Source organism: Micromonospora vinacea (genome assembly GCF_015751785.1).
Lineage (GTDB): Bacteria > Actinomycetota > Actinomycetes > Mycobacteriales > Micromonosporaceae > Micromonospora > Micromonospora vinacea.
On the sequence record NZ_JADOTY010000001.1, the window covers coordinates 2503139 to 2516642 of the forward strand.

The window sequence follows — 13504 nt, forward strand, 5'->3', positions numbered from 1 at the left end:
GCCGCCCGGCGGTCGGCAGCGCTGTGCTCACTGGCGTCGCCCGGCGCGTACGACCACGTCGTACAGCGGGGCCTCCCGGCCCGGCATCGTGCGGCGCTGCTCCTCGGCGGTGACGATCTCCCAGGTGGCGCTGTCCAGGCCCGCGGTGATGTCCGCGAGGGTGACCGCTGCCTCGTCGGGCGGGTGGTGCCCGTGGCCGTGGCCGTGTCCGTGCCCCTGCTCGGTGGCGTCCGAGGTGTGCAGGTGTCCGACGATCAGGAGGGTGCCGCCGGGCGCCACCCACCCGGCGATGCGGTCGTAGAAGGCCAACTGCGGCATCGCGGGGTGCGCGTAGTGCGTCGTGACCAGGTCGAACCGCGTTTCCGGGGCCCAGGCCGTCAGGTCCGCCTCCACCCACCGCACGCGCTCGGAGACCCCGCTTCCCGTCGCGCGTTCGGCGGCCCGGGCGAGGGCGACGGGTGCGATGTCGACAGCGGTGACCTGCCAGCCGTGGGTGGCGAGCCAGATCGCCTCCGCGCCGGCGCCGCACCCGGCGTCCAACGCCGTGCCCGGCACCAGGCCGCCGGTCTCCCGGGCCAGGTACGGGTGGGCGGGACTCGTGCTCATCGCGCCGGGGCGGTCGTGGTGCGTCTGGTGCCAGTGCCGCTCCCAGTAGTCCTTGTCGAACTCGTGCTGCTCGGTCATCTGTGCCTGCTCCTTCGCGCGTCGCCCACGACTGTGACCGCGACCCGAGCAATGCGCAAAGATTGTTGCCGAAACGGCAAGGAGGTGGTCCTCACTCCTACCCGGTCAGCCGGGCCGCCCGCACCTCCAGGTACCGCTGCTCGGGCCGGCTGGTGGTGCCCCGCGCCGCGGCCAGGTACGCCTCCCGCGCCGCGCCGACATCCCCGGCCAGCTCCAACAGGTGACCCCGGACGGCGGCCAGCCGGTGGTGTCCGGCCGTGCGTTCGTCGAGATCCAACGGCGTGAGCAGTGCCAGCCCGGCCCGGGGCCCGTCGACCATGGCCACCGCCACCGCCTGGTTGAGGGTGACCATCGGGTTCGGCGCGATCCGCGCCAGCAGCCGGTAGAGCGCGACGATCTGCCGCCAGTCCGTCTCCGCCGCCGTCGACGCCTCGGCGTGCACAGCGGCGATCGCCGCCTGGAGCTGGTACGGGCCGGGCGGCGACCAGGTCAACGCCTCGGTGATCAGCGCGACCCCCTCCGCGATGGCGGCGGCGTCCCACCGGGAGCGGTCCTGCTCGGCCAGCGGCACCAACTCCCCGTCCGGCCCCACCCGGGCCGCCCGGTGCGCGTCGGTCAGCAGCATCAGCGCCAGCAGCCCGGTCACCTCGCCGTCGTCGGGCAGCAGCCCGCGCAGGATGCGAGCCAGCCGGATCGCCTCGCCGGTCAGCTCCGCCCGGCGCAGGTCCGGGCCACTGGACGCGGTGTAGCCCTCATTGAAGATCAGGTAGAGCACCCGCAGCACCGTTCCCAGCCGCTCGTCCCGCTCGGCCGGCCCGGGCATGGTGAACCGGGCCCCGGCGGCCTCGATCCGCTGCTTGGCCCGCCGGATCCGTTGGCTCATCGTCGCCTCGGGCACCAGGTGCGCCCGGGCGATCTGGGCGGTGCTGAGACCGCCTACCGCTCGCAGGGTCAGCGCCACCTGCGCCGACCCGGGCAGCGCCGGGTGGCAGCAGAGGAACAGCAGCGTGAGGGTGTCGTCGTCGGCCGGAACGGCGGGCTCCGCGTCCGCCGCCGGCACCACCCCGGCGTACGCCGGCTCGCGCCGCGCCACCGCCAGCTCGCGGTCCCGGCGCGCGCTCTCACTGCGCCACTCGTCGGTGAGCCGGCGGGTGGCCACCGTCAGCAACCAGGCGCGAGGATTGTCGGGTACGCCCTGGCCGGGCCACTGCGTCGCGGCGGCGAGCAGCGCCTCCTGGACCGCGTCCTCGCACCTGTCGAACTGTCCGTGCCGGCGGACCAGCAGGCCGAGGACCTGCGGCGCGAACGTGCGCAGCAGGTCCTCGACCGTCCGGTCCCCGGTCACATCTCCGTCCCGGCCTCGTCCATGATCGGGCGGACCTCCATCGCGCCGCCGTACCGGACGTCCGGCCAGCGGGCGGCGATCTCGGCGGCCCGCTGCGGGCTGTCGCAGTCGACGGCCAGGTAACCGGCGAACTGCTCCTTGCTCTCCATGAACGGGCCGTCGAGAACCTCGGGGTTGCCGTCCACGAGCCGGACCGTCAACGTCTGCGACGGATTGGCCAGCGCCTGGCCGCCGATCAGCTCGCCGGTCTCGGTCAGCTCCTTCATGATCTCGTCGACCTCACCGAAGAGGGCGGTGCGGTCCTGCTCGCTCAGCTCCTCGGTGAAGCCGGGCCGGTTCCAGATCAGCAGCATGTACTTCACGGCGATGCTCCTCAGGCTCTGGTCGCACCCCGATCGGGGCGCGACTCACCGGAGGGTCGGAGCCGTTCCCCCGATCCCTACCGCGTACCGAAGAAAATCGCAGAAACGTCCGCCGGGGGTGGTCCCACGCCGGGTGGTTCAGCGCGGATCGGGTCGGCCGGGCACCTGTCGGGGCTTCCGGCCACCGCCGACGTCCAGCGACGCCCGGTCGGCGGCCGACGTGCCGGACGACCAGCCTTCCGCGTCGCGCACGCTGAGCCGGTGCCGGGTGACGCCGGGAAAGAGCGTGTCCAGCCGTTCCCGGACCGCCTCGCCCCGCGCCGCGAGCACCGGCAACAGTCGTTCCGCCCCTACCGTCTCGGCCGTCGCCTGGTCCGCCGCGTCGGTCGCCGCCTCGGTGGCCGCCCGCAGCCGCTCGCCGATCCGCAGCGCGAACGCGTTGAGGAACGACTCGTCCCAGACCTTCGTCCGCCGCCCCGACCCCGGCCGCCGCTCGGCACGCCCCCGCAGCATCGCCGCCGTGGCCTGCACCAGCAGGGACGTGTAGAGCAACTCCACAGCCACCAGATCGGCCGGCCAGCCCAGCACCGTGGCGAAGCCGAGATCGTCGGACCAGACCGCCTCGCACCGGTTCGCCGCCGCCACCTCCTGCACCAGCAGCGCCTTCGCGCCCGCGTACGGGGTGTCGGTGCTCAGTCGTACCCCGCCGGGCAGGTCCCCGCGCTCCGACCCGGCGGCCAGCAGCGCCTCGTCGATGCTGTGCCGGGCGATCAGCTCCTGGGCCTTCCCGGTCAGCGCCTCCGCCTCCGCCGGGAAGGTGGTCGACTCGGCCTTGGCCAGCAGCGCCCGTACCCGGTCCAGCATCGGCGACCCGCTGCGAGCCGAGCCTGCCGTGCGGGGCAGCGCCGCGCCGCTCGTGCCCGGCGGTGGGCGCAGCACAGCGATCGGCGGCAGGCTCTCCACCAGCGCGAGAGTGTCCACGGCCGCGCGGAGCGCGTCGGCCCGGTCCAGGCCCTCCCGACTGGCCCAGCCGGCGAGCACGCTCCGGTCGGCACCAGTCTCGGTGGCCGCCAGATCGCGGAGCTGGTCGTCCCACCAGGCCGGGACCGGCTCGGTCTGATCGCGCCGCTGGGCGGCCATCGCGGCACGGACCAGCCGGGCCGCGCGGGCGTCGAGCCGCCGACTGGTGATCCGGTCCACGTCGACCGGCTGCCAACCGCGCGGCCAGAGTCGGCCCAGGCCGCGGACCAGGCGACGCAGCAGCGCGGCGTCCACCGCAGTGGTGCCGTCTGCGGCGCCGGTGCCGACCATCAGTTGGTCCAGCTGCCGTTCGGCCTGCCGTACGTCAGTGCCGCGCACCGCCGCGAGCGCGTTGGCGACGAGTTCGTCCGCGTCCGGCACGGGCACCTCCTTCTCGGGATCTGGCTGTCGCTGCCCCTCCAGGCTCCATGATCATGCCGTCAGTGGCCCGGAAGTCACGAAACGGGGATGTGACCGGCCCAGTGGGCCTTCCCGGCGCTGTGACCCGGCATGTTTCATGCGCTTCGGGGTATTTCCGACCTGATCCAACTGACTGCGAGGTGTGTGGTGGTCGATTCGAGCCTGCCGAGGGCACCTACCGCCGACGTCCGTTCCTCCACCCTCGTTGGCGTCCTGATCGGCATCGCGATCATGGCCGCGGTCGACGAGATCGTCTTCCACCAGCTGCTCGCCTGGCACCACTTCTACGACCGCTCCACCCCCTCGGTGGCGTTGCTCTCGGACGGGCTGCTGCACGCCGCCGAGGTGACCGCCCTGGTCGGCGGGTTCTTCTGGTTCGCCGACCTGCGTCGACGGAGCGCCCTCTCGAGCCGGCTGGCCTGGGGCGGCTTCCTGCTCGGCGCCGGAGGATTCCAGCTCTTCGACGGTGTGGTCGACCACAAGGTGCTCCGGCTGCACCAGATCCGCTACGGCGTACACCTGCTGCCGTACGACGTGCTGTGGATCGCGTCCGGCGCGGTGCTGCTGCTGGCGGGCGTCGTTGTCCTGTGGTGGGCCCGGTCCCGCCGGCCCGGCGCCGGCCCCCGATGACGGTGGCCGGGCCGCTGGCGCACGCCGGGCACGGTGCGGCCGGCCCGGCCTGGTTCCCGCTCTTCCCGGTCGCGTTGCTGGCGGTCGGCTACGTGCTGGCCGCCGTCCGCGACCCACGGGGCTGGGACCACCGGCGCACCGCATCCTGGCTGGTCGGCTGCGCCCTGCTGGCGGTCGCCGTCGGGCCGCCGGCCCAACTCGCCGACGACCCGCGCGGGCACGTGGCGCAGCACCTGCTGCTCGGCATGCTGGCCCCGCTGGGGCTGGTGCTCGCCGCCCCGGTGACGCTGCTGCTGCGGGTCGCGCCGCCGCCGGTACGCCGGGCGGTCGGCCGGCTGCTGCGCGCCCGCCCGCTGCACCTGCTCGCCCACCCGGTCACCGCCGCGCTGCTGACCACCGGCGGGTTGGCGTTGGTGCTGCTCACCCCGCTGTACGCGGAGGCCGAACGGCAACCCGTCCTGCACCACGCCGTGCACCTGCACTACCTGGCCGCCGGGTACCTCTTCGCCTGGTCGTTGGCCGGGCCGGACCCGGCACCGCGCCGCCCGGGACTAGCGGTACGCACCGGTGCGCTCCTCGGCGCGGCGGCCGGCCACGCCGTGCTGGCCAAGTACCTGTACGCAAAGGCCGAAAGCCTCCCGCCCGGCCTCACCGACCGGGACCCGGAAGCGTTCCGCTCAGCCGCCCAACTCATGTACTACGGCGGCGACCTGGCCGAGCTGCTCCTGGCGGCAGCCCTCTTCGCCACCTGGTACCACTCCCGCCGCCCCCGCCCGTCTCCGTCTCCGCCCCCGTCTCCGGCTCCGTCTCCGCTGATCAAGAAGTTTGCGTCACCGGAAGGCGATTCCTTGACGCAAACCTCTTGATCAGCTCGAAGGTGGAGTGGACAGTGCGGCGGAGAGTTGGCGGAAGAACGAGCGGAGCTCGACCTCGCTGTGGTGCGTATCAGCCTGGTCGGTCAGCGGGCCCGGAAAGCGCAGCGCCTGATCCAGCGCCTCCCGCGTCTCGGCGCGGCCCCCCGGGTAGAGCCCGGCGGTGACCCCGTCGGCCACCCGAGTCACCACGGTGTCGTCGAGCACCCGGTCGAACTGAACCCCGTAGAGGATCCCGTTCACGTGGCCCTTCCAACTGTCCGTACCCATGCTCGTCGACTCCCTTGGAAGATCTGGCTGCCGGGTGCTCCCGGTAGAACGGCTCGGCCGTCGATCGTCGAGATCACTGCCAGTTGGCGAGGACCTCCTCGATCGCCACGGCGTCCCGCTCCGGGTCCGGTGCCGGTGCCGGGCGGTCGGCCGGCGTGCGGTCGAAGCGGGGTGCGGGGGCCGGCTGGATCTCGCCGCCCACCTCGACGAACGTGCCCCGGGCCGCGTTGTGCGGATGCCCATGCGCCTCGCTGGGGGCGAGCACCGGCGCGACGCAGGCGTCCAGGTCGGCGAAGACCGCCGTCCACTCGTCCCGGGTGCGCTCGGCGAACCGCTCGGTGAACCGGTGGCGCAGTTCGTCCCAACCGCTCGGGTCGTACTGGGCGGGCAGGTCCGGGTCGTCGGCGAGGTCGAGGCCGGTGAGGAGTACGGCGTAGAAGGCCGGTTCCATCGCGCCGACCGCCATGAATCCACCGTCGGCGGTGGCGTACGTGTCGTAGAACGGCGCCCCACCGTCGAACATGTTGCGCCCGCGCGGGGCGGCCCACAGGCCGGTGCCGAGCAGCCCGTGCAGGAACGAGGTGAGCAGCGCCGAGCCGTCCACCATCGCCGCGTCGACCACCTGGCCGACGCCGGAGCGCTCCCGCTCCAGCAGCGCGGCCAGCACACCGACGGCGAGCAGCATGCCGCCGCCGCCGAAGTCACCGAGCAGGTTCATCGGCGCGTACGGGCGTTCGCCGGCCCGCCCCAGCGGCTCCAACGCTCCGGCCACCGCGATGTAGTCGATGTCGTGCCCGGCCCGGGCTGCCAGCGGGCCGTCCTGACCCCAGCCGGTCATCCGCGCGTACACCAGTCGGGGGTTGCGGGCCTGGCACACGTCCGGCCCGAAGCCGAGCCGCTCGGCCACCCCGGGCCGGTACGCCTCGACCAGCACGTCCGCGCGTTCGGCGAGGCGCAGCAGGTCGGCCACCCCGGCCGGGGATTTCAGGTCCAGTGCGGTGACCCGCCGTCCGCGTTGCAACGGCCCGCTGGTGGGTGCGGCCAGCCGGCCCGCTCCCGGGGCGCCCGGCCGGTCCACCCGCACCACGTCCGCGCCCAGGTCGGCGAGCACCATGCAGCCGAACGGCGCCGGCGCGAGGCTGGCCAGCTCGACGACCCGTACCCCGGCCAGCGGCCCGCCGCGCGCCGCCGTCACGCGACGTCCGCCGGCTGGGCGGGGCGGTCGGCCGAGGCGGCGAGCCGGTCGACCAGGTCGGTGGGGGGTGTGAACCGGTCGCCATAGCGGTCGGCCAGTTCGGTGGCACGGGCCGCGAAGCCGGCCGGGCCGCCCGCGTACTGCCGGACGTAGCGGATCACCCCTCCCGTCCAGGCGGGGAAGCCGATGCCGAAGATCGAGCCGATGTTGGCGTCGGTCTCGGTGCGCAGCACCCCCTCGTCGAGGCAGCGCAGCGCGTCCAGCGCCTCGGCGAAGAGCATCCGCTCCTGGAGGTCGGTGAACGGCACCGCCCGACCCGCGTCGGTGGTCAGGTCGGCGAGACCGGACCACAGCCGGCCCCGGGTGCCGTCGTCGTAGGAGTAGAAGCCGCGCCCGGCGGCACGCCCCGGCCGGTCGTACGCGTCGACCAGCTCGTCCACCAGGCGGTGCGCCGGCAGGGGCCGGAACTCGTCGCTGGCCGCCTCGAACTGGCGGCGGATCCGCTGGATCAGCGTGAGACTGACCTCGTCGGCCAACGCCAGCGGCCCGGTCGGGTAGCCGGCCTGAAGAGCGGCCTGCTCCACCGACGCGGCGGGGACACCCTCGGCGACCATGCCGACCGCCTCGTCGATGAACTGGCCGATCACCCGGCTGGTGAAGAAGCCCCGGCCGTCGTTGACCACGATCGGGGTCTTGCCGATCCGCCGACCCAGGTCGAAGGCCCGAGCCAGTGCCACGTCCCCGGTCCGCTCACCCACCACGATCTCCAGCAACGGCATCCGGTCCACCGGGGAGAAGAAGTGCATGCCGATGAAGTCCGCCGGCCGGTCCACCCCGGTGGCCAGGGCGGTGATCGGCAGGGTGGAGGTGTTGGAGGCGAGCAACGCGTCGGGCGCCAGCACGGGCAGCACCTCGGCGAAGACCTGCTGCTTCAGCGCCGGGTCCTCGAAGACCGCCTCGATGACCGCGTCGCAGCCGGCGAGGGCGTCCACCTGGTCGGTGGTGGTGATCCGGCCCAGCACGGCGCGGGCGTCCGCCTCGGTGGCGCGGCCCTTGCGTACCTTGCGGGCCAGCAACCGTTCGACGTGCTCCCGGGCCCGGCCGGCGGCCTCCGGCGTGACGTCCTTGACCACGACGTCCAACCCGGCGCTGGCGCAGGCGTACGCGATGCCCGCGCCCATCATGCCGGCCCCGAGCACCGCCACCCGGCGTGCCGGTGGGGCCTCCACATCGGCAGGTCGGGCCGCGCCACCGTTGACGGCCTTCAGGTCGAAGAAGAACGCGCCGATCATGTTCTTGGCGACCTGCCCGGTGAGCAGGCCGATCAGGTGCCGGGTCTCCACTGTCAGGGCGGTCTCCAGGTCGACCTGTGCGCCCTCGACGGCGGCGGCCAGGATCGCCTCGGGCGCGGGCAGCCGGGCACCCTTGAGCTGTTTGCGCAGCGTCGCCGGGAAGGCGGGCAGCTGCGCGGCCAGCGAGCGGCTGGCCGGGGTGCCGCCCGGCATCCGATAGTCCGGCCGGTCCCACGGCTGTGCCGGGTGCGGGTTCGCCGCGATCCAGGCGCGGGCGTGTTCCAGCAGCTCCGTCGGCGTGGCGACCACCTCGTCGACCAGCCCGGCGGACAGGGCGTCGGCCGGGCGCATCCGCCGGCCGGTGAGCAGCACCGTGGTCAGCGCGCCGGCCAGGCCGAGCATCCGTACGGTCCGGGTGACACCGCCCGCCCCGGGCAGCAGACCCAGGGTCACCTCGGGCAGCCCCAGCCGGCTGTCGGGCGCGTCCAGCGCGATCCGGTGGTGGCAGGCGAGCGCGATCTCCAGGCCACCGCCGAGCGCGGAGCCGTTGACCGCGGCGACCACCGGCCGACCCAGGGTCTCCAGCCGGCGCAGGTCCCGTTTGATGGTGCCGAGCAGGTCGGCCAGCGCGGGCGCGTCGTCCCGGGTGGCCCGGATCATCTCGGGCAGGTCGCCGCCGGCGAAGAACGTCGACTTCGCGCTGGTCACGATGACTCCGGCGAGATCCGGCTCGGCCTCCAGCCGGTCCAGTGCCGCGCTCATCGAGGCGGCGTACGCCCGGTTCATGGTGTTTGCGGACTGGGTGGGGTCGTCCAGGGTGAGCGTGACGATGCCGTCGGCGCCGCGGTCGTACCGGATGGTGTTGGTCATTGTCGTCCTCCGGGTCAGCAGCGCTCGAGAACGGTGGCGACGCCCATGCCGCCGCCGATGCAGAGGGTCACCACGGCGCGGCGCAGGTCGCGGCGCTCCAACTCGTCCAACGCCGTACCGAGCAGCATCGCTCCGGTCGCGCCGAGCGGGTGGCCGAGCGCGATAGCGCCGCCGTTGACGTTCACCCGGTCCGGGTCGAGGCCCAGGTCACTGACGTACTTGAGCACCACAGCGGCGAAGGCCTCGTTGATCTCGAACAGGTCGATGTCGTCGACTGTCAGCCCGGCGACGGCGAGCGCCTTCTGGGTGGCCGGGATCGGCCCGGTCAACATCAGCGTCGGGTCGGCGCCGGTGACCGCCGCGCTGACGATCCGGGCGCGCGGGGCGAGGCCGAGGTCCCGGCCGACCTCCTCCGAACCGATCAGCACCAGCGCGGCGCCGTCCACAATGCCCGACGAGTTGCCCGCGTGGTGGACGTGTTCGATCGCCTCCAACCAGTGGAACTTCTGCAACGCGACAGCGTCGAAGCCGGCCGCCTCGCCCATCGTGGCGAAGGACGGGGTGAGCTTGGCCAGCGCCTCCCGGGTGGTCTGGGGGCGTGGATGCTCGTCGACGGCGAGGATGTCCAGCCCGTTGCCGTCGCGGACCGGCACCACGGAACGGGCGAAGTGCCCACCGGCCCAGGCCTTGGCGGCCCGCTCCTGCGACCGCAACGCGTAGCCGTCCACATCGTCGCGGGTGAAGCCCTCCAGGGTGGCGATCAGGTCCGCGCTGACGCCCTGCGGCACGAACGACGTGGCCAGCGCGGTCTGCGGATCGGTGGCCCAGGCCGCGCCGTCGGAGCCCATCGGCACCCGGGACATCGACTCGACCCCGCCCGCGAGCAGCAGATGTTCCCACCCGGAGCGGATCCGCGCGGCGGCGGAGTTGACCGCCTCCAACCCGGAGGCGCAGAACCGGTTGAGCTGCACCCCGCCCACCTGGTCGGGCAGCCCAGCCAACAGCGCTGCCGCCCGGGCCAGGTCGCCGCCCTGCTCGCCGACCGGGGTCACGATGCCGAGCAGCAGGTCCTCCAGCCGGCCGACGTCCAGACCGGGGTTGCGCTCGCGCAACGCGTCGATCAGGCCCACCACCAGGGAGATCGGCTTGACCCCGTGCAACGCGCCGGTGTCCCGGCCGCGTCCGCGCGGGGTCCGGACCGCGTCATAGACGTACGCCTCAGAGGGCACGGGCGATCAACTCCTTCATGATCTCGTTGGTGCCGCCGTAGATCTTCTGGACGCGGGCGTCGGCGTACATCCGGGCGATCGGGTACTCCGTCGTGTAGCCGTAGCCGCCGAAGAGCTGAAGGCACCTGTCGACGACCTCGCACTGCCCGTCGGTGAGCCACGACTTCGCCATCGCCGCGGTGGACACGTCCAGGTCGCCACGCGTGTGCCGGACGATGCAGTCGTCCAGGAAGACCCGGCTGACCCGGGCGCGGGTGGCGCACTCCGCGAGCACCATCCGGGTGTTCTGGTGACCCATCAGGGTCTTGCCGAAGGCGGTGCGCTCCTTGGCGTACGCGACGGTCAGTGCCACCGCCCGTTCCATGGCCGCGACCGCGCCGACGCCGATGACCAGCCGTTCCTGCGGGAGTTGCTGCATGAGCTGGATGAAGCCCAGCCCCTCGGCGCCGCCGAGCAGGTTCGCCGCCGGCACCCGGAACTCGTCGAAGAACAACTCAGCGGTGTCGTTGGCGTGCAGCCCGATCTTGGACAGCAGTCGACCCCGGCGGAAGCCCTCCGGGTCGCCACCCACCTCGCAGACCAGCAGCGAGACGCCGGCCGCCCGCTGCTCGGGGTCCGTCTTCACGGCCACGATGACCAGGTCGGCCAGCCCGCCGTTGGTGATGAACGTCTTCGCGCCGGTGACCAGGTAGTCGTCACCGTCACGGACCGCCCGGGTCCGCATCGCCTGAAGATCCGAACCACCGTCCGGCTCGGTCATCGCGATCGCACCGACCAGCTCGCCGCTGCACAGGCCGGGCAGCCAGCGCCGCTTCTGCTCCTCGCTGCCGTACGCCACCAGGTAACCGGTGACGATGCCACTGTGGACGGCCAGGCCGAGGCTGCTCTCCCCGGCGTACGCCTGCTCGTGCAGCAGCACCGCCTCGTGGGTGAATCCGCCGCCCCCACCGCCGTACTCCTCCGGGACCGACAGGCCGAGCAACCCCAGCTCACCGGCGCGCCGGTAGTGCTCGCGGTCCGGATGGCCCTGCGTCAGCAGGCGCTCGGCGTGCGGCAACACCTCCTTGGTGAAGAAGGTGCGGGCCAGCTCGGCCAGGTCGTCGTGCTCCGGCTCGCGCCAGGGTGAGGGGGAGCCGTCAGGCGGGGGGGTCGGCATGTGCATCACCCTCGCGCGCTGTTGGCAGCATGTCAATAAGTCGTGATCAGCTCCCGCGCCCCGGTGGCCGGGCGCACGTCGGGGGCTCGGGAACCGCAGCCCGGGACCGCCGGGCCTGGCCCGGTGCGCCAGCACGAGATCGTGCGGCCCTGGCCCGGGCATCGTCGATCAGGGAGCTGTGGTGCGCGTGGCCGTGTACGCGGAGATCTTGGACAGTTTCCGTTACGAGCTAACGAAAAGTGCGAGATCTCGCGCCGTTGTGAGGCGTGCGCCGTCCTCGGCGCGGGGCTGTGTCGGCGGATCAATCGTGCACGGGGCGCTCTACTCCGAGGGGTCCAACCTGCGACACCTCGGCCGACACGTGGTTCGGCGTCGCCGGGGCGGGCGGTGATCACTTGATGCTGAGTAGCTCAGAGGCAGCTCTGACGACTGCTGAGCATCAAGTGATCAAGGTGAGGAGCGGCGGTTGGTCGGTGAGCTGTCGATAGGGTCGGGCAGGTGACTGTCGAAACGGCTCCGCGCCGCCGCCGTTTGGAGCCGGACGCCCGGCGTGGGCAGATCCTGGCCTGCGCGGTCCGGCTGTTCGGTGAGCGCCCGTACGCGGATGTGTCGACCACCGACGTCGCCCGCGAGGCAGGCGTCGCTCGCGGCCTGGTCAACCACTACTTCGGGGCGAAGAAGGACCTCTACCTGGAGGTCGTCCGGGTCATGGTGACCATCCCCGAGGTTGCCCTGGAGCGTCTGCCCAAGGGTGATCTCCGAACCCGGATCGACGCCAGTGTCACCTGGTTCCTCGACGTGGTGTCCCGGCACAGCACCTCGTGGCTGGCGGCGGTCACCGCTCGGGGGATGGGCGGCGACGCCGACGTGGAACGGGTGCTGGCCGAGGCCGAGGAGGTCGCGGCGGACCGGATGCTGGTCGCCGTCGGGCTGGCCGGCGAGGCGGAGCACCGCGAGGAGTTGCGCGGGATGGTCCGGGCGTACGGCGGGCTGGCCACGTCGACCGCCCGCGAGTGGCTCCAGCGTGGCGCGCTGACCCGCGCCCAGGTGCACCTGCTGCTCACCACGACCCTGCTGACCATCGTCGAACAGGTCATCCCGCAGGTCCTCGCAAGGGGCGAACCGGCCCCGCCAGCGCCTGCGCGATCGAATCGCCATTGACGGAACCCATGTTCTGCCGTGGCCGCACCAGCGCAGGGCTTCAGGCTGGTGCGGCGGCGGGGGACGCTTCGCGGAGGTGGAGGACGATGGCGATGGTCAGGATGACGATGGCGATCGGGTCGAACACCAGCGAGATGAGGTTCATGTCGGCCCGCATGCCGACGTCGACGACGGTCAGGGCGAGAAACACCGACTTGGTGATGATGGCGGTCGCCGCCGCTGGCACTCTGGCCGGCAGGTGGAAGGCTCCCCAGATGACGGCCGCGCCAAGGGCTGCCTGCAGCACACCTCGGTGCTGGAGCAGCGCAGTGGTCATGCGGTCGGGGTCGGCCAATCCATAGCTGCTGGTCAGCAGTTGCGGCCAGAACAGGGCAAGTGCGGGCGTCGCGGTGATCACGCCGACGATGGTGAGGATGACGCGCATCTTCATTCGACTCTCCTAGTGAGGTCGGCTCGCTGATCGTCAGCGTAGCTGATAATCAGCTCAGCGGAAGACTAGGCTGTGGCTTATGCGCTCATCCGAAACCATCTCCTCTGCCACGGGGTACCTGCTGCTGAAGTTGGCCAACCTCGCCAGCACCCGGATGGAAGAGGCGCTCCTGCCCTTCCGCCTACGCGGCCGGGACCTGCGAGTGCTGGCCTTCGTCCAGGACGGGGAGTTGTCCCAGCGCGACCTGTGTGAGCGAACCGGACTCGACCGCACCACGATGGTCGCGGTCATCGACGAACTCGAGCGCAACGGATACGTCCGGCGCGAGCGCAGCCCCAACGACCGCCGTAAACAGTTCATAAACGTCACCACCGACGGCCGCACCATCTTGTCGGAAGCCCTCACGGCGATGCGCCGGACCGAGGACGACTTCCTCGCTCCCCTCGGCGAGGACGACCGGCGCCAACTGCACCGACAGTTGTCAGTGCTCTACGCGGCCCATGATCCGCGGTGCCACACCGACGAGACCAGGCCCACGGCCTGAGCGCACGCCGGCTGGTCGAGGCTG

General features: G+C 72.5%; 14 protein-coding genes. 4 read left to right on the forward strand and 10 right to left on the reverse strand.

Annotated features, from left to right (window positions below; genetic code table 11):
- Positions 1–27 precede the first annotated feature (27 nt).
- The 4 genes from IW249_RS12055 to IW249_RS12070 all read right to left on the reverse strand — a co-directional run bounded on the left by IW249_RS12055 (position 28) and on the right by IW249_RS12070 (position 3792).
- Positions 28–684: a class I SAM-dependent methyltransferase gene (locus tag IW249_RS12055; RefSeq protein WP_196920798.1), complete on the reverse strand. Its 657-nt coding sequence runs from the start codon at positions 682–684 to the stop codon at positions 28–30.
- Between the two features lie 97 nt (positions 685–781).
- Complete coding sequence (locus IW249_RS12060) at positions 782–2029, reverse strand: RNA polymerase sigma factor (RefSeq protein WP_196920799.1); 1248 nt, start codon at positions 2027–2029, stop codon at positions 782–784.
- A complete protein-coding gene (locus IW249_RS12065; protein WP_231393387.1) occupies positions 2026–2382 on the reverse strand; it encodes a YciI family protein in 357 nt (118 codons plus the stop codon). Before IW249_RS12065 ends, IW249_RS12060 begins: the two co-directional genes overlap by 4 nt.
- A gap of 147 nt (positions 2383–2529) precedes the next feature.
- Positions 2530–3792 (reverse strand): DUF2786 domain-containing protein, encoded by a 1263-nt coding sequence (locus IW249_RS12070; RefSeq protein ID WP_196920801.1) that lies wholly within the window; start codon positions 3790–3792, stop codon positions 2530–2532.
- A gap of 186 nt (positions 3793–3978) precedes the next feature.
- Between IW249_RS12070 and IW249_RS12075 the strand changes: the two genes are divergently transcribed.
- Both IW249_RS12075 and IW249_RS12080 read left to right on the forward strand, forming a co-directional pair.
- Positions 3979–4461 carry a DUF2243 domain-containing protein gene (locus IW249_RS12075; protein WP_196920802.1) on the forward strand — a complete coding sequence of 161 codons (483 nt, stop codon included), beginning with the start codon at positions 3979–3981 and terminating at the stop codon, positions 4459–4461.
- Positions 4458–5327, forward strand: a complete 870-nt coding sequence (locus tag IW249_RS12080) for a cytochrome c oxidase assembly protein (RefSeq protein WP_196920803.1) — start codon at positions 4458–4460, stop codon at positions 5325–5327. Before IW249_RS12075 ends, IW249_RS12080 begins: the two co-directional genes overlap by 4 nt.
- On the opposite strand, the gene IW249_RS12085 is transcribed toward IW249_RS12080, so the two are convergent.
- The 5 genes from IW249_RS12085 to IW249_RS12105 form a co-directional block, all read right to left on the reverse strand.
- Complete coding sequence (locus IW249_RS12085) at positions 5328–5603, reverse strand: hypothetical protein (RefSeq protein WP_196920804.1); 276 nt, start codon at positions 5601–5603, stop codon at positions 5328–5330.
- A 73-nt stretch (positions 5604–5676) separates the two neighbouring features.
- Positions 5677–6798, reverse strand: a complete 1122-nt coding sequence (locus IW249_RS12090) for a CaiB/BaiF CoA transferase family protein (RefSeq protein ID WP_196920805.1) — start codon at positions 6796–6798, stop codon at positions 5677–5679.
- A complete protein-coding gene (locus IW249_RS12095) occupies positions 6795–8960 on the reverse strand; it encodes a 3-hydroxyacyl-CoA dehydrogenase NAD-binding domain-containing protein (protein WP_196920806.1) in 2166 nt (721 codons plus the stop codon). Before IW249_RS12095 ends, IW249_RS12090 begins: the two co-directional genes overlap by 4 nt.
- A gap of 14 nt (positions 8961–8974) precedes the next feature.
- Positions 8975–10189 carry an acetyl-CoA C-acetyltransferase gene (locus tag IW249_RS12100; RefSeq protein WP_196920807.1) on the reverse strand — a complete coding sequence of 405 codons (1215 nt, stop codon included), beginning with the start codon at positions 10187–10189 and terminating at the stop codon, positions 8975–8977.
- Complete coding sequence (locus IW249_RS12105) at positions 10179–11345, reverse strand: acyl-CoA dehydrogenase family protein (protein ID WP_196920808.1); 1167 nt, start codon at positions 11343–11345, stop codon at positions 10179–10181. Before IW249_RS12105 ends, IW249_RS12100 begins: the two co-directional genes overlap by 11 nt.
- 498 nt (positions 11346–11843) lie before the next feature.
- Between IW249_RS12105 and IW249_RS12110 the strand changes: the two genes are divergently transcribed.
- Entirely contained in the window at positions 11844–12506 is a 663-nt protein-coding gene (locus tag IW249_RS12110; RefSeq protein WP_196920809.1) for a TetR/AcrR family transcriptional regulator, read from the forward strand.
- A gap of 40 nt (positions 12507–12546) precedes the next feature.
- Here IW249_RS12110 and IW249_RS12115 read toward each other — a convergent pair whose 3' ends face one another.
- Positions 12547–12930: a hypothetical protein gene (locus tag IW249_RS12115; protein ID WP_196920810.1), complete on the reverse strand. Its 384-nt coding sequence runs from the start codon at positions 12928–12930 to the stop codon at positions 12547–12549.
- A gap of 85 nt (positions 12931–13015) precedes the next feature.
- On the opposite strand from IW249_RS12115, the gene IW249_RS12120 reads away from it, so the two are divergent.
- Positions 13016–13480, forward strand: coding sequence for a MarR family winged helix-turn-helix transcriptional regulator (locus IW249_RS12120; protein WP_196920811.1), 465 nt, complete (start codon positions 13016–13018; stop codon positions 13478–13480).
- Positions 13481–13504: the final 24 nt, after the last annotated feature.